The organism is Pseudomonas sp. LFS074 (genome assembly GCF_047978165.1).
In the GTDB taxonomy this organism is placed as follows: Bacteria; Pseudomonadota; Gammaproteobacteria; order Pseudomonadales; family Pseudomonadaceae; genus Aquipseudomonas; species Aquipseudomonas putida_P.
The window spans coordinates 138,078-159,887 of record NZ_JBFPFV010000001.1; the positions used below are offsets into that span (position 1 = coordinate 138,078).

Sequence of the window (21,810 nt, forward strand, 5' to 3'; positions counted from 1 at the left end):
CGCTCTGGCAGGGAAGTACCCCATCGGGTCACACGGAGAGTCCAATGAGCAGCGTTGTAGCCATCGTCAAAAGTATTGTCGGCCAGGTTATTGCGGTATCCCCAGAGGGCATCCGGCGTGTACTCATCGAGGGTGACCGTCTATTGACCGGTGAAGAAGTGCTCACTGGTCCTGGTGGCGCGGTTACTCTGGAACTGGCTGATGGCCGTCTGCTCGATCTGGGTCGCGATAGCCAATGGAGCGCTGAAGCACCTGACAGCAGCACCGATCTGAGCCAGGCGACTGCCCAGGCTGCGCCGTCGGTGGAAGAGCTGCAGCAGGCGATTGCTGCGGGTGTCGACCCGACTACAGAGCTTGAAGCTACCGCAGCTGGCCCGTCGGCAGCGGGCGGTGGTGGTGCGCTGGGCGGTGGTCATAGCTTCGTGATGCTCGAAGAAACGGCGGGCCGGGTCGACCCGACGGTTGGCTTCCCGACTGACGGCTTGGGCTTTGCCGCTGCGCTCGATAGCGAGGAAGTGGGCCTGCTGGACACCAACGGCAACAACCTGGTGATCCCACCGACGACGGACACCAACGTTGCTACGGACCTGATTCTTGGCGCTACCCCTTCGATCAGCGAGGCGGGTGGCGTAATCGTTTATACCGCCACGGTTGGCCAGGCACCGACCACCAACCTGGTCGTTACCCTGTCCAATGGTGCTGTGATCGTCATTCCGGCCGGGCAGACCAGCGGTAGCGTCAATGTCGTGGTCCCGGCAAATGACACCCCATATATCGACGGTGGCCAGATTTCGGCGACCGTGACAGGTAGCACCGGTGGTGGCGGGCTGACGGTAACATTGCCGCAAACGCCTGCGGTTACCCAGGTGACGGATACCATCGACACCACCACGGCTACCCTGACTGCGTCGCCTAGCGTGACCGAAGGTGGCGTGATCACCTATACCGTGACCCTGAGCAACCCTGCCCAGACTCCGGTAACCGTGACCCTGTCCAACGGCCAGACCATCACCGTTGAAGCAGGCAAGACCCAGGGCAGCGTCGACTTCCAGACCCCGGCGAACGACGTCTACAACAACGGCTCGACCGTCAGTGTCACCATCGAGAACGCCACGGGCGGTAACTTCGAGCAGCTGACCCCGAATCCGACCCCGGCTCAGACCACGATCAACGATTCGGTCGACACCACTACCGCGACCCTGACGGCGAACCCGTCGGTGACCGAAGGCGGCGTGATCACCTACACCGTGACCCTGAGCAACCCTGCCCAGACTCCGGTAACCGTGACCCTGTCCAACGGCCAAACCATCACCGTTGAAGCGGGCAAGACCCAGGGCAGTGTCGACTTCCAGACCCCGGCGAACGACGTCTACAACAACGGCTCGACCGTCAGCGTCACCATCGAGAACGCCACGGGCGGTAACTTCGAGCAGCTGACCCCGAATCCGACCCCGGCTCAGACCACGATCAACGATTCGGTCGACACCACTACCGCGACCCTGACGGCGAACCCGTCGGTGACCGAAGGTGGCGTGATCACCTACACCGTGACCCTGAGCAACCCTGCCCAGACTCCGGTAACCGTGACCCTGTCCAACGGCCAGACCATCACCGTTGAAGCAGGCAAGACCCAGGGCAGTGTCGACTTCCAGACCCCGGCCAACGACGTCTACAACAACGGCTCGACCGTCAGCGTCACCATCGAGACCGCCACGGGCGGCAACTTCGAGCAGCTGACCCCGAATCCGACCCCGGCTCAGACCACGATCAACGATTCGGTCGACACCACTACCGCGACCCTGACGGCGAACCCGTCGGTGACCGAAGGTGGCGTGATCACCTACACCGTGACCCTGAGTAACCCTGCTCAGACTCCGGTAACCGTGACCCTGTCCAACGGCCAGACCATCACCGTTGAAGCAGGCAAGACCCAGGGCAGCGTCGACTTCCAGACCCCGGCGAACGACGTCTACAACAACGGCTCGACCGTCAGCGTCACCATCGAGACCGCCACGGGCGGTAACTTCGAGCAGCTGACCCCGAATCCGACCCCGGCTCAGACCACGATCAACGATTCGGTCGACACCACTACCGCGACCCTGACGGCGAACCCGTCGGTGACCGAAGGTGGCGTGATCACCTACACCGTGACCCTGAGCAACCCTGCCCAGACTCCGGTAACCGTGACCCTGTCCAACGGCCAGACCATCACCGTTGAAGCGGGCAAGACCCAGGGCAGTGTCGACTTCCAGACCCCGGCGAACGACGTCTACAACAACGGCTCGACCGTCAGTGTCACCATCGAGAACGCCACGGGCGGTAACTTCGAGCAGCTGACCCCGAATCCGACCCCGGCTCAGACCACGATCAACGATTCGGTCGACACCACTACCGCGACCCTGACTGCGAACCCGTCGGTGACCGAAGGTGGCGTGATCACCTACACCGTGACCCTGAGCAACCCTGCCCAGACTCCGGTAACCGTGACCCTGTCCAACGGCCAGACCATCACCGTTGAAGCGGGCAAGACCCAGGGCAGTGTCGACTTCCAGACCCCGGCCAACGACGTCTACAACAACGGCTCGACCGTCAGCGTCACCATCGAGAACGCCACGGGCGGTAACTTCGAGCAGCTGACCCCGAATCCGACCCCGGCTCAGACCACGATCAACGATTCGGTCGACACCACTACCGCGACCCTGACTGCGTCGCCTAGCGTGACCGAAGGCGGCGTGATCACCTACACCGTGACCCTGAGCAACCCTGCCCAGACTCCGGTAACCGTGACCCTGTCCAACGGCCAGACCATCACCGTTGAAGCAGGCAAGACCCAGGGCAGTGTCGACTTCCAGACCCCGGCGAACGACGTCTACAACAACGGTTCGACTGTCAGTGTCACCATCGAGAACGCCACGGGCGGTAACTTCGAGCAGTTGACGCCGAACCCGACCCCAGCCTCGACTGTCATCAATGACAGCATCGACACTGTTACCGTAAGCATCGTCAGCAATGGCAATGTGACCGAAGACCAGCAACCTTCCTTTACGGTGAAAGTAAGCCAGGCGCTGGACCGTCCGTTGACCGTAACCCTGTCGAACGGCGACACAGTGACGATCGAAGCTGGCAAGACCGAAGTCGAGTACAAGACTCCGGCTCAGGGCGATGACGTCTATCACGACGCCGGCTCCATCACCCTCAGCGTTACCGACGCTACAGTTCCGGGTGCCACCTTCGAGAAGCTGGCCTTGGGTGGCCCGGCCACTGTTGAAATTTCGGACACCATCAGTGAGGTTGTGGCCAAGCTGACCGCCACGCCTTCGGTGACCGAGGGCGGCGAGATCACTTACACCATCACGCTGACCAACAAAGACGGCTTGCCGATCAACAACCACGGCGCCCTGACGTTCACGTTGAGCGACGGCAAGACCGTCATCACCGTGCCGGCCAACAGCACCACCGGTTCGATCACCGTGACTGCCCCGGACAACGTCTACGTCGGCAGCAACCCCCCAGTGGTGCAGTCGATCGCGACCGTTGTCGGCGCCGACGTCGGCAAGTTCGAACAGCTGACCCTGGACAAGACCCCGGTCAGCACTACCGTCACTGACGAGCCTGGTACTCCAGGCAACCCAGGCGGCAGCAACGAAGGTGATCTGGTCAAGGTCACCATCACGGCCGATCAAGCTTCGGTGGCTGAAAACGTCAAACCGACCTTCACCGTGCACATCAATCAGCCACTGGACCACGACCTGGTCGTGACCCTGAGCAACAATGCCCAGGTCACCATCAAGGCTGGCGAGACCAGCGCGCCTTACGAACACGCGGCACAGGGCGATGACGTCTACCTGGACAGCGGTGAAATCAGCCTCGGCATCAAGTCGGCTGTGGATATCGACGGCCGTACCTTCGAAAACCTGCAATTGGGCGGTGATGCTTCGGTTCAAGTGACCGACACCCTCGACGAAGTCGTGGCCAAACTGACCGCCACGCCTTCGGTGACCGAAGGTGGCGAGATCACTTACACCATCACCCTGACCAACAAAGACGGTCTGCCGATCAACAACCACTCGGAGCTGTACTTCAAGCTGACCGATGGCACCACGGTCGTCGTCGCAGCCAACAGCACCACCGGTTCCGCCACCGTAATCGCGCCGGATAACGTCTATGTCGGTGCTAACCAGCCAGTGGTCAACGCCATCGATGCGGTCAGCGGTGCAGATGCGTGGAAGTTCGAAAACCTGAACCTGGACAAGACTCCGGTCAGCACCCAGGTCACTGACGAGCCAGGTACGCCAGGCAACGAAGGCGATATCGTTAAGGTCACCATTACGGCTGACCAGGTATCGGTCGCCGAGAACGTGAAGCCGACCTTCACCGTGCACGTCAATCAGCCGCTGGATCACGACCTGGTCGTGACCCTGAGCAACAATGCCCAGGTCACCATCAAGGCGGGCGAGACCAGCGCGCCGTACGAGCACGCGGCACAAGGTGACGACGTCTACCAAGACGCTGGCGAAATCAGCCTGGGCATCAAGTCGGCGGTGGACGCCACGGGCGCTACCTTCGAGAACCTGCAGTTGGGTGGTGATGCTTCGGTCAAAGTGACCGACACCATCGACGAAGTGGTAGCCAAGCTGACCGCAACGCCTTCGGTCACCGAAGGCGGCGAGATCACCTACACCATCACGCTGACCAACAAAGACGGTCTGCCGATCAACAACCACTCGGAGCTGTACTTCAAGCTGACCGATGGTACGACTGTCGTCGTCGCAGCCAACAGCACCACAGGTTCCGCCACTGTAATCGCGCCGGATAACGTCTATGTCGGCGCTAACCCGCCAGTGGTCAATGCCATTGACGCAGTCAGCGGTGCAGATGCGTGGAAGTTCGAAAACCTGAACTTGGACAAGACCGAGGTCAGCACCCAGGTAACCGACGAGCCAGGCACTCCGGGCAACGAAGGCGACTTGGTCAAAGTCACTATCACCGCCGACCAAACCTCGGTGGCCGAGAACGTCAAACCGACCTTCACCGTTCACATCAACACCGCCCTGGCGCACGACCTGGTCGTGACCCTGAGCAACAATGCTCAGGTCACCATCAAGGCGGGCGAAACCAGCGCGCCGTACACCCACGATGCACAGGGCGACGACGTCTACAAAGACTCGGGCGAGATCAGCCTGGGTATCAAGTCGGCGGTGGATGTCGATGGCCGTACCTTCGAAAACCTGCAACTGGGCGGCGATGCTTCGGTTCAGGTGACCGACACCACCGACGAAGTCGTGGCCAAGCTGACCGCTACGCCTTCGGTCACCGAAGGCGGTGAGATCACCTACACCATCACCCTGACCAACAAAGACGGTCTGCCGATCAACAACCACGGCGCCCTGACCTTCACGTTGAGCGACGGCACTACCGTCATCACCATCCCGGCCAACGGCACCACGGCTTCGGTCACCGTCACCGCGCCTGACAACGTCTATGTCGGTGCTAATGACCCCGTCGTGAAGTCCATCGCCACCGTTGAAGGCGCAGACGTCGACAAGTTCGAGCAACTGACCCTGGATAAAACCCAGGTCAGCACCACCGTCACCGACGAACCGGGTACTCCGGGCAACGAAGGCGATTTGGTCAAGGTCACTATTACAGCCGATCAGGCTTCGGTGGCCGAGAACGTCAAGCCGACCTTCACCGTTCACATCAACACCGCCCTGGCGCACGACCTGGTCGTGACCCTGAGCAACAATGCCCAGGTCACCATCAAGGCTGGCGAGACCAGCGCGCCTTACGAGCACGCGGCACAGGGCGATGACGTCTATCTGGACAGCGGCGAAATCACCCTCGGCATCAAGTCGGCCGTGGATGTCGATGGCCGTACCTTCGAAAACCTGCAACTGGGCGGCGATGCTTCGGTTCAGGTGACCGACACCCTCGACGAAGTCGTGGCCAAACTGACCGCCACGCCTTCGGTCACCGAAGGCGGCGAGATCACTTACACCATCACCCTGACCAACAAAGACGGCCTGCCGATCAACAACCACTCGGAGCTGTACTTCAAGCTGACCGATGGCACCACGGTCGTTGTCGCAGCCAACAGCACCACCGGTTCCGCCACTGCAATCGCGCCGGATAACGTCTATGTCGGCGCTAACCAGCCAGTGGTCAACGCCATCGATGCGGTCAGCGGTGCAGATGCGTGGAAGTTCGAAAACCTGAACCTGGACAAGACTCCGGTCAGCACCCAGGTCACTGATGAGCCAGGTACGCCAGGCAACGAAGGCGATATCGTTAAGGTCACCATTACGGCTGACCAGGTATCGGTCGCCGAGAACGTGAAGCCGACCTTCACCGTGCACGTCAATCAGCCGCTGGATCACGACCTGGTCGTGACCCTGAGCAACAATGCCCAGGTCACCATCAAGGCGGGCGAAACCAGTGCGCCGTACGAGCACGCTGCACAAGGTGACGACGTCTACCAAGACGCTGGCGAAATCAGCCTGGGCATCAAGTCGGCGGTGGACGCCACGGGCGCTACCTTCGAGAACCTGCAGTTGGGTGGTGATGCTTCGGTCAAAGTGACCGACACCATCGACGAAGTGGTAGCCAAACTGACCGCCACGCCTTCGGTCACCGAAGGCGGCGAGATCACTTACACCATCACCCTGACCAACAAAGACGGCCTGCCGATCAACAACCACTCGGAGCTGTACTTCAAGCTGACCGATGGTACGACTGTCGTCGTCGCAGCCAACAGCACCACCGGTTCCGCCACTGCAATCGCGCCGGATAACGTCTATGTCGGCGCTAACCCGCCAGTGGTCAACGCCATCGATGCGGTCAGCGGTGCAGATGCGTGGAAGTTCGAAAACCTGAACCTGGACAAGACTCCGGTCAGCACCCAGGTCACTGATGAGCCAGGTACGCCAGGCAACGAAGGCGATATCGTTAAGGTCACCATTACGGCTGACCAGGTATCGGTCGCCGAGAACGTGAAGCCGACCTTCACCGTACACGTCAATCAGCCGCTGGATCACGACCTGGTCGTGACCCTGAGCAACAATGCCACGGTCACCATCAAGGCTGGGGAGACCAGTGCGCCGTACGAGCACGCTGCACAAGGTGACGACGTCTACCAAGACGCTGGCGAAATCAGCCTGGGCATCAAGTCGGCGGTGGACGCCACGGGCGCTACCTTCGAGAACCTGCAGTTGGGTGGTGATGCTTCGGTCAAAGTGACCGACACCATCGACGAAGTGGTAGCCAAGCTGACCGCAACGCCTTCGGTCACCGAAGGCGGCGAGATCACTTACACCATCACGCTGACCAACAAAGACGGCCTGCCGATCAACAACCACTCGGAGCTGTACTTCAAGCTGACCGATGGTACGACTGTCGTCGTCGCAGCCAACAGCACCACAGGTTCCGCCACTGTAATCGCGCCGGATAACGTCTATGTCGGCGCTAACCCGCCAGTGGTCAATGCCATTGACGCGGTCAGCGGTGCAGATGCGTGGAAGTTCGAAAACCTGAACTTGGACAAGACCGAGGTCAGCACCCAGGTAACCGACGAGCCAGGCACTCCGGGCAACGAAGGCGACTTGGTCAAAGTCACTATCACCGCCGACCAAGCCTCGGTGGCCGAGAACGTCAAACCGACCTTCACCGTGCACGTCAACCAGCCGCTGGACCACGACCTGGTCGTGACCCTGAGCAACAATGCTCAGGTCACCATCAAAGCCGGCGACACCAGCGTCAAGTACGAGCACGCGGCGCAGGGCGATGACGTTTATCTGGACAGCGGCGAAATCAGCCTCGGCATCAAGTCGGCTGTGGATATCGACGGTCGCACCTTCGAGAACCTGGAGTTGGGCGGCGCTGCGAAAGTCGACGTCACCGACACCACCGACGAAGTGATCGCGAAACTGACGGCCACCGAGTCCGTGACCGAAGGCGGCGAGATCACCTACACCATCACCCTGACCAACAAAGACGGTCTGCTGATCAACAACCACGGCGCGCTGACCTTCACGCTGAGCGACGGCAAGACCGTCATCACCGTACCGGCCAATGGCACCACCGGTTCGGTCACCGTGGCTGCACCGGACAACGTCTACGTTGGTGCCAACGACCCGATCGTCAAGTCGATCGCAACCGTTGAAGGCGCGGATGTCGACAAGTTCGAGAAGTTGACCCTGGATAAAACCGAGGTCAAAACCACCGTTACCGACGAGCCAGGTACCCCAGGCAACCCAGGCGGCACCAACGAAGGCGACCTGGTCAAGGTCACCATCACCGCCGACCAAGCCTCGGTCGCCGAGAACGTCAAACCGACCTTCACCGTGCACGTCAACCAGCCGTTGGACCACGACCTGGTCGTGACCCTGAGCAACAATGCTACGGTCACCATCAAAGCCGGCGACACCAGCGTCAAGTACGAGCACGCGGCGCAAGGTGATGACGTCTACCTGGACAGCGGCGAAATCAGCCTCGGCATCAAGTCGGCGGTGGACGTCGACGGCCGCACCTTCGAGAACCTGGAGCTGGGCGGCGCGGCGAAAGTGGATGTCACCGACACCACCGACGAAGTGATCGCGAAACTGACCGCGACTCCATCGGTCACCGAAGGCGGCGTGATCACCTACACCGTGACGCTGACCAACAAAGACGGCCTGCCGATCGACAAGCACGCAGCGCTGACCTTTACCCTGGACGATGGCAAAACCACCATCACCATCCCAGCCAACGGTACTTCTGGCACCGCCACGGTCACCGCCCCGGACAACGTCTACGTTGGTGCCAACGACCCGATCGTCAAGTCGATCGCAACCGTTGAAGGCGCGGATGTCGACAAGTTCGAGAAGTTGACCCTGGATAAAACCGAGGTCAAGACCACTATTACCGACGAACCTGGCACTCCGGGCAATCCAGGTACCCCGGGCGGCACCAACGAAGGCGACTTGGTCAAAGTCACTATCACCGCCGACCAAACTTCGGTGGCCGAGAACGTCAAACCGACGTTCACCGTGCACGTCAACCAGCCGCTGGATCACGACCTGGTCGTGACCCTGAGCAACAACGCCACGGTCACCATCAAAGCCGGCGACACCAGCGTCAAGTACGAGCACGCAGCGCAGGGCGATGACGTTTATCTGGACAGCGGCGAAATCAGCCTCGGCATCAAGTCGGCTGTGGATATCGACGGTCGCACCTTCGAGAACCTGGAGCTGGGCGGCGCGGCGAAAGTCGACGTTACCGACACCACCGACGAAGTCGTGGCCAAGTTGACCGCTACGCCTTCGGTCACCGAAGGCGGCGAGATTACCTACACCATCACCCTGACCAACAAAGATGGCCTGCTGATCAACAACCACGGCGCCCTGACCTTCACGCTGAGCGACGGCAAAACCGTCATCACCGTGCCGGCCAACGGCACCACCGGTTCGGTCACCGTGGCTGCACCGGACAACGTCTACGTTGGTGCCAACGACCCGATCGTCAAGTCGATCGCAACCGTTGAAGGCGCGGATGTCGACAAGTTCGAGAAACTGACCCTGGATAAAACCGAGGTCAAGACCACTGTCACTGACGAGCCAGGTACTCCGGGCAACGAAGGCGACCTGGTCAAGGTCACCATCACCGCCGACCAAACCTCGGTGGCCGAAAACGTCAAACCGACGTTCACCGTGCACGTCAACCAGCCACTGGACCACGACCTGGTCGTGACCCTGAGCAACAACGCCACGGTCACCATCAAAGCCGGCGACACCAGCGTCAAGTACGAGCACGCGGCGCAGGGCGATGACGTTTATCTGGACAGCGGCGAAATCAGCCTCGGCATCAAGTCGGCTGTGGATATCGACGGTCGCACCTTCGAGAACCTGGAGTTGGGCGGCGCTGCGAAGGTAGATGTCACCGACACCACTGACGAAGTCGTGGCCAAGTTGACCGCTACGCCTTCGGTCACCGAAGGCGGCGAGATCACCTACACCATCACGCTGACCAACAAAGATGGCCTGCTGATCAACAACCACGGCGCCCTGACCTTCACGCTGAGCGACGGCAAAACCGTCATCACCGTGCCGGCCAACGGCACCACCGGTTCGGTCACCGTGGCTGCACCGGACAACGTCTACGTTGGTGCCAACGACCCGATCGTCAAGTCGATCGCAACTGTTGAAGGCGTGGATGTCGACAAGTTCGAGAAGTTGACCCTGGATAAAACCGAGGTCAAAACCACCGTTACCGACGAGCCAGGTACCCCAGGCAACCCAGGCGGCACCAACGAAGGCGACCTGGTCAAGGTCACCATCACCGCCGACCAAACCTCGGTGGCCGAAAACGTCAAACCGACGTTCACCGTGCACGTCAACCAGCCACTGGACCACGACCTGGTCGTGACCCTGAGCAACAACGCCACGGTCACCATCAAAGCCGGCGACACCAGCGTCAAGTACGAGCACGCGGCGCAGGGCGATGACGTTTATCTGGACAGCGGCGAAATCAGCCTCGGCATCAAGTCGGCTGTGGATATCGACGGTCGCACCTTCGAGAACCTGGAGTTGGGCGGCGCTGCGAAGGTAGATGTCACCGACACCACTGACGAAGTCGTGGCCAAGTTGACCGCTACGCCTTCGGTCACCGAAGGCGGCGAGATCACCTACACCATCACGCTGACCAACAAAGATGGCCTGCTGATCAATAACCACGGCGCGCTGACCTTCACGCTGAGCGACGGCAAGACTGTCATCACCGTGCCGGCCAACGGCACCACCGGTTCGGTCACGGTCATCGCGCCGGACAACGTCTACACCGGCACCAACGACCCTGTGATCAAATCGATCGCGACCGTTGAAGGCGTGGATGTCGACAAGTTCGAGAAACTGACCCTGGATAAAACCGAGGTCAAGACCACCGTTACCGACGAGCCAGGTACCCCAGGCAACCCAGGCGGCACCAACGAAGGCGACCTGGTCAAGGTCACCATCACCGCCGACCAAGCCTCGGTCGCCGAGAACGTCAAACCGACCTTCACCGTGCACGTCAACCAGCCACTGGACCACGACCTGGTCGTGACCCTGAGCAACAATGCTCAGGTCACCATCAAAGCCGGCGACACCAGCGTCAAGTACGAACACGCGGCGCAAGGCGATGACGTCTACCTGGACAGCGGCGAAATCAGCCTCGGCATCAAGTCGGCGGTGGACGTCGATGGCCGTACCTTCGAGAACCTGGAGCTGGGCGGCGCGGCGAAAGTGGATGTCACCGACACCACCGACGAAGTGATCGCGAAACTGACCGCGACTCCATCGGTCACCGAAGGCGGCGAGATCACCTACACCATCACGCTGACCAACAAAGATGGCCTGCTGATCAACAACCACGGCGCGCTGACCTTCACGCTGAGCGACGGCAAGACCGTCATCACCGTGCCGGCCAACGGCACCACCGGTTCGGTCACGGTCATCGCGCCGGACAACGTCTACACCGGCACCAACGACCCTGTGATCAAATCGATCGCGACTGTTGAAGGCGTGGATGTCGACAAGTTCGAGAAACTGACCCTGGATAAAACCGAGGTCAAAACCACCGTTACCGACGAGCCAGGTACCCCAGGCAACCCAGGCGGCACCAACGAGGGCGACCTGGTCAAGGTCACCATCACCGCCGACCAAGCCTCGGTCGCCGAGAACGTCAAACCGACGTTCACCGTGCACGTCAACCAGCCGTTGGATCACGACCTGGTCGTGACCCTGAGCAACAATGCTCAGGTCACCATCAAAGCCGGCGACACCAGCGTCAAGTACGAACACGCGGCGCAGGGCGATGACGTTTATCTGGACAGCGGCGAAATCAGCCTCGGCATCAAGTCGGCGGTGGATATCGACGGTCGCACCTTCGAGAACCTGGAGTTGGGCGGCGCTGCGAAGGTAGATGTCACCGACACCACTGACGAAGTCGTGGCCAAGTTGACCGCTACGCCTTCGGTCACCGAAGGCGGCGAGATCACCTACACCATCACGCTGACCAACAAAGATGGCCTGCTGATCAACAACCACGGCGCGCTGACCTTCACGCTGAGCGACGGCAAGACTGTCATCACCGTGCCGGCCAACGGTACTACCGGTTCGGTTACGGTCATCGCGCCGGACAACGTCTACACCGGCACCAACGACCCTGTGATCAAATCGATCGCGACCGTTGAAGGCGCGGATGTCGATAAGTTCGAGAAGCTGACCCTGGATAAAACCGAGGTCAAGACCACTGTTACCGACGAGCCAGGTACTCCGGGCAACGAAGGCGACCTGGTCAAGGTCACCATCACCGCCGACCAAACTTCGGTCGCCGAGAACGTCAAACCGACCTTCACCGTGCACGTCAACCAGCCACTGGATCACGACCTGGTCGTGACCCTGAGCAACAACGCCACGGTCACCATCAAAGCCGGCGACACCAGCGTCAAGTACGAGCACGCGGCGCAGGGCGATGACGTTTATCTGGACAGCGGCGAAATCAGCCTCGGCATCAAGTCGGCTGTGGACGTCGACGGTCGCACCTTCGAGAACCTGGAGTTGGGCGGCGCGGCGAAAGTCGATGTCACCGACACCACCGACGAAGTGATCGCGAAACTGACGGCCACCGAGTCCGTGACCGAAGGCGGCGAGATCACCTACACCATCACGCTGACCAACAAAGATGGCCTGCTGATCAACAACCACGGCGCCCTGACCTTCACGCTGAGCGACGGCAAAACCGTCATCACCGTGCCGGCCAACGGCACCACCGGTTCGGTCACCGTGGCTGCACCGGACAACGTCTACGTTGGTGCCAACGACCCGATCGTCAAGTCGATCGCAACCGTTGAAGGCGCGGATGTCGACAAGTTCGAGAAACTGACCCTGGATAAAACCGAGGTCAAGACCACTGTCACTGACGAGCCAGGTACTCCGGGCAACGAAGGCGACCTGGTCAAGGTCACCATCACCGCCGACCAAACCTCGGTGGCCGAAAACGTCAAACCGACGTTCACCGTGCACGTCAACCAGCCACTGGACCACGACCTGGTCGTGACCCTGAGCAACAACGCCACGGTCACCATCAAAGCCGGCGACACCAGCGTCAAGTACGAGCACGCGGCGCAGGGCGATGACGTTTATCTGGACAGCGGCGAAATCAGCCTCGGCATCAAGTCGGCTGTGGATATCGACGGTCGCACCTTCGAGAACCTGGAGTTGGGCGGCGCTGCGAAGGTAGATGTCACCGACACCACTGACGAAGTCGTGGCCAAGTTGACCGCTACGCCTTCGGTCACCGAAGGCGGCGAGATCACCTACACCATCACGCTGACCAACAAAGATGGCCTGCTGATCAACAACCACGGCGCCCTGACCTTCACGCTGAGCGACGGCAAAACCGTCATCACCGTGCCGGCCAACGGCACCACCGGTTCGGTCACCGTGGCTGCACCGGACAACGTCTACGTTGGTGCCAACGACCCGATCGTCAAGTCGATCGCAACTGTTGAAGGCGTGGATGTCGACAAGTTCGAGAAGTTGACCCTGGATAAAACCGAGGTCAAAACCACCGTTACCGACGAGCCAGGTACCCCAGGCAACCCAGGCGGCACCAACGAAGGCGACCTGGTCAAGGTCACCATCACCGCCGACCAAACCTCGGTGGCCGAAAACGTCAAACCGACGTTCACCGTGCACGTCAACCAGCCACTGGACCACGACCTGGTCGTGACCCTGAGCAACAACGCCACGGTCACCATCAAAGCCGGCGACACCAGCGTCAAGTACGAGCACGCGGCGCAGGGCGATGACGTTTATCTGGACAGCGGCGAAATCAGCCTCGGCATCAAGTCGGCTGTGGATATCGACGGTCGCACCTTCGAGAACCTGGAGTTGGGCGGCGCTGCGAAGGTAGATGTCACCGACACCACTGACGAAGTCGTGGCCAAGTTGACCGCTACGCCTTCGGTCACCGAAGGCGGCGAGATCACCTACACCATCACGCTGACCAACAAAGATGGCCTGCTGATCAACAACCACGGCGCCCTGACCTTCACGCTGAGCGACGGCAAAACCGTCATCACCGTGCCGGCCAACGGCACCACCGGTTCGGTCACCGTGGCTGCACCGGACAACGTCTACGTTGGTGCCAACGACCCGATCGTCAAGTCGATCGCAACTGTTGAAGGCGTGGATGTCGACAAGTTCGAGAAGTTGACCCTGGATAAAACCGAGGTCAAAACCACCGTTACCGACGAGCCAGGTACCCCAGGCAACCCAGGCGGCACCAACGAAGGCGACCTGGTCAAGGTCACCATCACCGCCGACCAAACCTCGGTGGCCGAAAACGTCAAACCGACGTTCACCGTGCACGTCAACCAGCCACTGGACCACGACCTGGTCGTGACCCTGAGCAACAACGCCACGGTCACCATCAAAGCCGGCGACACCAGCGTCAAGTACGAGCACGCGGCGCAGGGCGATGACGTTTATCTGGACAGCGGCGAAATCAGCCTCGGCATCAAGTCGGCTGTGGATATCGACGGTCGCACCTTCGAGAACCTGGAGTTGGGCGGCGCTGCGAAGGTAGATGTCACCGACACCACTGACGAAGTCGTGGCCAAGTTGACCGCTACGCCTTCGGTCACCGAAGGCGGCGAGATCACCTACACCATCACGCTGACCAACAAAGATGGCCTGCTGATCAATAACCACGGCGCGCTGACCTTCACGCTGAGCGACGGCAAGACTGTCATCACCGTGCCGGCCAACGGCACCACCGGTTCGGTCACGGTCATCGCGCCGGACAACGTCTACACCGGCACCAACGACCCTGTGATCAAATCGATCGCGACCGTTGAAGGCGTGGATGTCGACAAGTTCGAGAAACTGACCCTGGATAAAACCGAGGTCAAGACCACCGTTACCGACGAGCCAGGTACCCCAGGCAACCCAGGCGGCACCAACGAAGGCGACCTGGTCAAGGTCACCATCACCGCCGACCAAGCCTCGGTCGCCGAGAACGTCAAACCGACCTTCACCGTGCACGTCAACCAGCCACTGGACCACGACCTGGTCGTGACCCTGAGCAACAATGCTCAGGTCACCATCAAAGCCGGCGACACCAGCGTCAAGTACGAACACGCGGCGCAAGGCGATGACGTCTACCTGGACAGCGGCGAAATCAGCCTCGGCATCAAGTCGGCGGTGGACGTCGATGGCCGTACCTTCGAGAACCTGGAGCTGGGCGGCGCGGCGAAAGTGGATGTCACCGACACCACCGACGAAGTGATCGCGAAACTGACCGCGACTCCATCGGTCACCGAAGGCGGCGAGATCACCTACACCATCACGCTGACCAACAAAGATGGCCTGCTGATCAACAACCACGGCGCGCTGACCTTCACGCTGAGCGACGGCAAGACCGTCATCACCGTGCCGGCCAACGGCACCACCGGTTCGGTCACGGTCATCGCGCCGGACAACGTCTACACCGGCACCAACGACCCTGTGATCAAATCGATCGCGACTGTTGAAGGCGTGGATGTCGACAAGTTCGAGAAACTGACCCTGGATAAAACCGAGGTCAAAACCACCGTTACCGACGAGCCAGGTACCCCAGGCAACCCAGGCGGCACCAACGAGGGCGACCTGGTCAAGGTCACCATCACCGCCGACCAAGCCTCGGTCGCCGAGAACGTCAAACCGACGTTCACCGTGCACGTCAACCAGCCGTTGGATCACGACCTGGTCGTGACCCTGAGCAACAATGCTCAGGTCACCATCAAAGCCGGCGACACCAGCGTCAAGTACGAACACGCGGCGCAGGGCGATGACGTTTATCTGGACAGCGGCGAAATCAGCCTCGGCATCAAGTCGGCGGTGGATATCGACGGTCGCACCTTCGAGAACCTGGAGTTGGGCGGCGCTGCGAAGGTAGATGTCACCGACACCACTGACGAAGTCGTGGCCAAGTTGACCGCTACGCCTTCGGTCACCGAAGGCGGCGAGATCACCTACACCATCACGCTGACCAACAAAGATGGCCTGCTGATCAACAACCACGGCGCGCTGACCTTCACGCTGAGCGACGGCAAGACTGTCATCACCGTGCCGGCCAACGGCACCACCGGTTCGGTCACGGTCATCGCGCCGGACAACGTCTACACCGGCACCAACGACCCTGTGATCAAATCGATCGCGACCGTTGAAGGCGTGGATGTCGACAAGTTCGAGAAGCTGACCCTGGATAAAACCGAGGTCAAAACCACCGTTACCGACGAGCCAGGTACCCCAGGCAACCCAGGCGGCACCAACGAAGGCGACTTGGTCAAAGTCACTATCACCGCCGACCAAACCTCGGTCGCCGAGAACGTCAAACCGACGTTCACCGTGCACGTCAATCAGCCACTGGACCACGACCTGGTCGTGACCCTGAGCAACAACGCCACGGTCACCATCAAAGCGGGCGACACCAGCGTCAAGTACGAGCACGCAGCGCAAGGCGATGACGTCTACCTGGACAGCGGCGAAATCAGCCTCGGCATCAAGTCGGCTGTGGATATCGACGGTCGCACCTTCGAGAACCTGGAGTTGGGCGGCGCTGCGAAGGTAGATGTCACCGACACCACTGACGAGGTCGTGGCCAAGTTGACCGCTACGCCTTCGGTCACCGAAGGCGGCGAGATCACCTACACCATCACGCTGACCAACAAAGACGGTCTGTTGATCAACAACCACGGCGCGCTGACCTTCACGCTGAGCGACGGCAAGACCGTCATCACCGTGCCGGCCAACGGCACCACCGGTTCGGTCACGGTCATCGCGCCGGACAACGTCTACACCGGTACCAACGACCCTGTGATCAAATCGATCGCGACTGTTGAAGGCGTGGATGTCGACAAGTTCGAGAAACTGACCCTGGATAAAACCGAGGTCAAAACCACCGTTACCGACGAGCCAGGTACCCCAGGCAACCCAGGCGGCACCAACGAGGGCGACCTGGTCAAGGTCACCATCACCGCCGACCAAGCCTCGGTCGCCGAGAACGTCAAACCGACGTTCACCGTGCACGTCAACCAGCCACTGGACCACGACCTGGTCGTGACCCTGAGCAACAACGCCACGGTCACCATCAAAGCGGGCGACACCAGTGTCAAGTACGAGCACGCAGCGCAAGGTGATGACGTCTACCTGGACAGCGGCGAAATCAGCCTCGGCATCAAGTCGGCTGTGGACGTCGACGGCCGCACCTTCGAGAACCTGGAGTTGGGCGGCGCGGCGAAAGTGGATGTCACCGACACCACCGACGAAGTGATCGCGAAACTGACCGCGACTCCATCGGTCACCGAAGGCGGCGTGATCACCTACACCGTGACGCTGACCAACAAAGACGGCCTGCCGATCGACAAGCACGCAGCGCTGACCTTTACCCTGGACGATGGCAAAACCACCATCACCATCCCAGCCAACGGTACTTCTGGCACCGCCACGGTCACCGCCCCGGACAACGTCTACGTCGGCACCAACCCAGCGATCGTCAAAGCGATCGCCACGGTCAGCGGCGTTGATGTGGACAAGTTCGAGAAGCTGACCCTGGACAAGAGCTCGGTCAGCACCTCGGTAACCGACGAGCCTGGCTCGGGTGTGCCTGGCGACAACAACCAGGGCGACCTGGTCAAGGTCACCATCACCGCCGACCAAGCCTCGGTGGCCGAGAACGTCAAACCGACGTTCACCGTGCACATCAACCAAGCGCTGGCCAACGACTTGGTCGTGACCCTGAGCAACAACGCTCAGGTCACCATCAAAGCCGGCGACACCAGCGTCAAGTACGAGCACGCGGCGCAGGGCGACGACGTCTACAAAGATGCCGGTGAAATCAGCCTGGGCATCAAGTCGGCCGCCGACATCGGCAACCGTCCGTTCGAGAACCTGCAACTGGGCGACGCGGCGAAGGTCAGTGTCACCGACACCACCGACGAAGTGATCGCGAAACTGACCGCGACCCCATCGGTCACCGAAGGCGGCGTGATCACCTACACCGTGACGCTGACCAATAAAGACGGCCTGCCGATCAACAACCACTCGGCGCTGACTTTCACGCTGAGCGATGGCAAGACCACCATCACCGTGCCGGCCAACGGTACCGTGGGCACTGCCACCGTGATTGCCCCGGACAACGTCTACGTCGGTGCCAACGACCCTGTGATCAAGTCGATTGCTACGGTCAGTGGGACGGATGTGGACAAGTTCGAGAAGCTGACCCTGGACAAGACTTCGGTCACGACCAGCGTCACCGACGAGCCAGGTTCGGGTACTCCGGGTACCGGCAACCAGGGCGACGTCACCACAGTTGGCATCACTGGCACCTCTTCGCTGACCGAAGGCGAAACCGGCCAGTACACGCTGACCCTGAGCAACGCGTCCAAGGCCGAAGTCACCATCACCCTCAGCTACAGCGGCACCGCCAAAAACGGTGAGGACTTCAGCGGTGTCACCACCGTGAAGATCCCGGCCAACAGCACCGGTACGACGTTCAACATCGCTACCATCGACGACAAGCTGGTCGAAGGTACCGAGAACTTCGTGGTGAAAATCGAAACTGCCACCGGTGGCAACTTCGAGAACCTGCAGGTCGATAGCAGCAAGTCGAGCGTGACGACCACTATCCTCGACAACGACCACCTGCCTGTTTCGCCTGGCGGTGCGGTATTTGGCGTGGAGGACACCGACTACGTGTTCGCCTGGAGCGATTTCAAAGTCACTGATGCCGATGGCAACACTGGCCTGTTCGTGACCATTACCTCACTCCCGGCCGCTGGCAGCCTGCAGTTCTTCAACGGTACTGCGTGGGTGAATGTGGCCGTCAACCAGGTGATCAGCCAGGCTGACATTACTGCCAATAACCTCAAGTTCGTCCCGGCCCTCAACCAGTCGGGTGCGGACAACTACGGTGGTAATGGTGTAGGTAACCAACAGGCTGACTACGCGCAGTTCAAGTTCAAGCCGAACGATGGCACCAACCTGGGCAGCGAAGTGACCATGAAGGTCGACATCAGCCCGGTTGCCGATAAACCGACCCTGAGCTTCGGCAGTGCGGATATCGACTCCAAAGGCCTGACCAAGGAAGTCTGGACCAGCCTCAAAGGCCTGGGTACGGGCGGCAATGGCATAACCGGCGAGGACCTGAAGGCAGTATTTGCCAACTCTGGCAATGCCAACTCCAGTAGCACCACCACCAATGTGCAGTCCGATGGCAGCGTCACCGCTGGCACCGGCTCGAAAACGTCGGGCCTGATCTACCTGGAAGCCGGCAAGACCTACACCTTCAGCGGTACGGCTGACGACAGCTTCGTGGTCACCATCGGTGGCAAGACTGTGGTCACGGCCACCTGGGGCGCGGGTGGCCAGGTTTCGGGCACCTTCACTCCGAACACCAGCGGCTACTACCCGATCGAGGTCTACCATGCCAACCAGTCTGGTCCAGGCAGCTATGACCTGAACATCCAGGTAGGCTCGGGTGCTGTCACCGACCTGAGCAGCTCGAACGTCAAGATGTACCAGAACGTGACCGAGATGGCCAACGCTGGCCTGGGCGTGTCCGACCTGCATACCGTCAATGGTCAGAGCTACTACGACGGCTACAAACTCAACGAAGGGCCGGAAGGTGGCTCGGTGAAACTGGTCGGCATTACCACCGCCCTGACCGATACCGATGGCTCCGAAACCCTGAACGTGACCCTCAGCGGTATTCCGAAAGGTACCGTGCTGAGTGACGGTGCAGGCCATACCGTCACAGTAGGCAGCACCCCGGTCGATGTGACTGGCTGGAAACTCAGCGGGTTGACCCTCACGCCGCCGGCCTACTACAAAGGCTCGTTCGACATCACTGTCACCTCGACGGCCACCGAAAGCCTGGGCGGGTCAGCCATCACCACCGGCAACATCCCGGTGACGGTATACGCTGCGACCTACAAGGCCAGCGTGGGTACCACGGGCAATGACACCATGATCGGCAGCGAAGGCAACGACATCATCGTCGCCGACGTGTCGGGCCTGAACGTGGTGCAGGGCAAGAACTACAACATTGCCTTCATGGTCGACAGCTCGGGCAGTATGAGTGACAAGTCGATTGCCGATGCGAAGACGCAGTTGGCCTCGGTGTTCAATTCGCTCAAGGCCAGCCTGGGTTCCGACACCTCCGGTACCGTGAACATCTTCCTGGTGGACTTCGATACCCAGGTGAACAAGAACGTGGCGGTCAACCTTGCCGACCCTGATGCCTTGAGCAAGCTGCAGGCGGTATTGAACTCGATGGTGGGTGGCTACTACGGTGGCGGCACCAACTATGAAGACGCGTTCAAGACCACGTCCAACTTCTTCAACAGCACCATGGCCACCAGCAACAAAGGTGCGGAGAACCTGACCTACTTCATCACCGACGGTAAGCCAACCTATTACCAGAGCGGGGAGTCCACCAACCCTAGCCTGTGGAAGAATGGCAAGAACCTGGATGATGTGGTCAACGTCAACAACTACAAGATGGGCGATACCTTCAGTGCCTGGGCCGACAGCACTCACAAGGTCGAGATCAGTAGCAGTGGCGTAGTCAAAGTGCTGACCTACACCGAGAAAAAAGGCGAGTTGGTGTATGACTCCACCAAGACGGTTGGCACCTTGCATGCACAGGGGGATGGCACCTATGAATTCTCCAGCCTGGGTGGTACTGGCTACGCCGACTACTGGAACTACGTGGATTCGGCGGCGGGTTCCACTGCGAGTTTCGCAGTGCTGGGCGGCACCAACGGCTTGAGTAAGGTGCAGGCCATCGGCCTGAACAGCGATGTCACGCTGAACGACCTGAAACCTTACGACAGCGCTGGCAAGCCACAGACCAACATCGATCCGTCCGACTTGGCGAAGGCGATTCTTGGCCACTCCGAAGCAACGGTGCCAGGTGCCGACACCATCGACGGTGGCAACGGCAACGACATCATCTTCGGTGACTTGATCACCCTCAACGGCGTTGTCAGCGAGGGCTACCAGGCCCTGCAGACCTACGTTGCGCAGAAGAGCGGTGTCGAGGTCAGCTCCGTCACCACCAGCAATGTCCACCAGTACATCACCGAGCACTACACCGAGTTCGATATCTCCGGTGCCAAAGACGGCAATGACATTCTGTCCGGCGGCAACGGCAACGATATCCTCTTCGGCCAAGGTGGTAACGACACCCTCGATGGTGGCAGAGGTAACGACATCCTGCTGGGCGGTAGTGGCAATGACACCCTCATCGGTGGCCACGGCGACGATATCCTGATCGGTGGCAGCGGTGCCGACACCTTCGTTTGGAAGGCTGGCGACTTCGGCAACGACGTCATCAAGGACTTCAAGCTGAGCGACAAGGACAAGATCGACTTGAGCGATCTGCTGCAGGGTGAGAAAGGCAGCACCATCGACAATTACCTGAAGCTCACTACGGTGGACGGCACGACGACGCTGCAGGTCAGCAGCGAAGGCAAGCTCAACGCCGCCGGTGGCCTGGCAAATGCCGATGTGACCATCAAGCTGGAAGGGGTGAACTGGTCCAACACCACGATCAATTCGTTGATCAGCGGTGCTGACCCGACCATCATCATTCACAACAAGGACAACTGATGGACCCCGGGGCCGCGTAGCGGCCCCGGCTCTTTCCTGCCTTTCGCCAACAGCGCATACTCTGGCGCCGGGCCTGCGTGCCCGGCGATCTTTGCCTATGCTGCTGTCTACCAACAAGGAACCAACGTGACGAGGGACACCG

The 21,810-nt window shown here is 60.4% G+C and carries 1 protein-coding gene; it reads left to right on the forward strand.

Annotated features, from left to right (window positions below; translation table 11 throughout):
• The first annotated feature begins 44 nt into the window (after nt 1–44).
• The gene (locus tag ACNQP3_RS00665; RefSeq protein WP_264316695.1) at nt 45–21,668 is read left to right on the forward strand and encodes a retention module-containing protein; all 21,624 of its coding nucleotides are present in this window, start codon (nt 45–47) and stop codon (nt 21,666–21,668) included.
• Nucleotides 21,669–21,810 lie beyond the last annotated feature (142 nt).

What these genes read in the sequence shown, in the direction of transcription:
- ACNQP3_RS00665 (WP_264316695.1), top strand. Translation starts at nt 45, where the DNA reads ATGAGCAGCGTTGTAGCCATCGTCAAAAGTATTGTCGGCCAGGTTATT.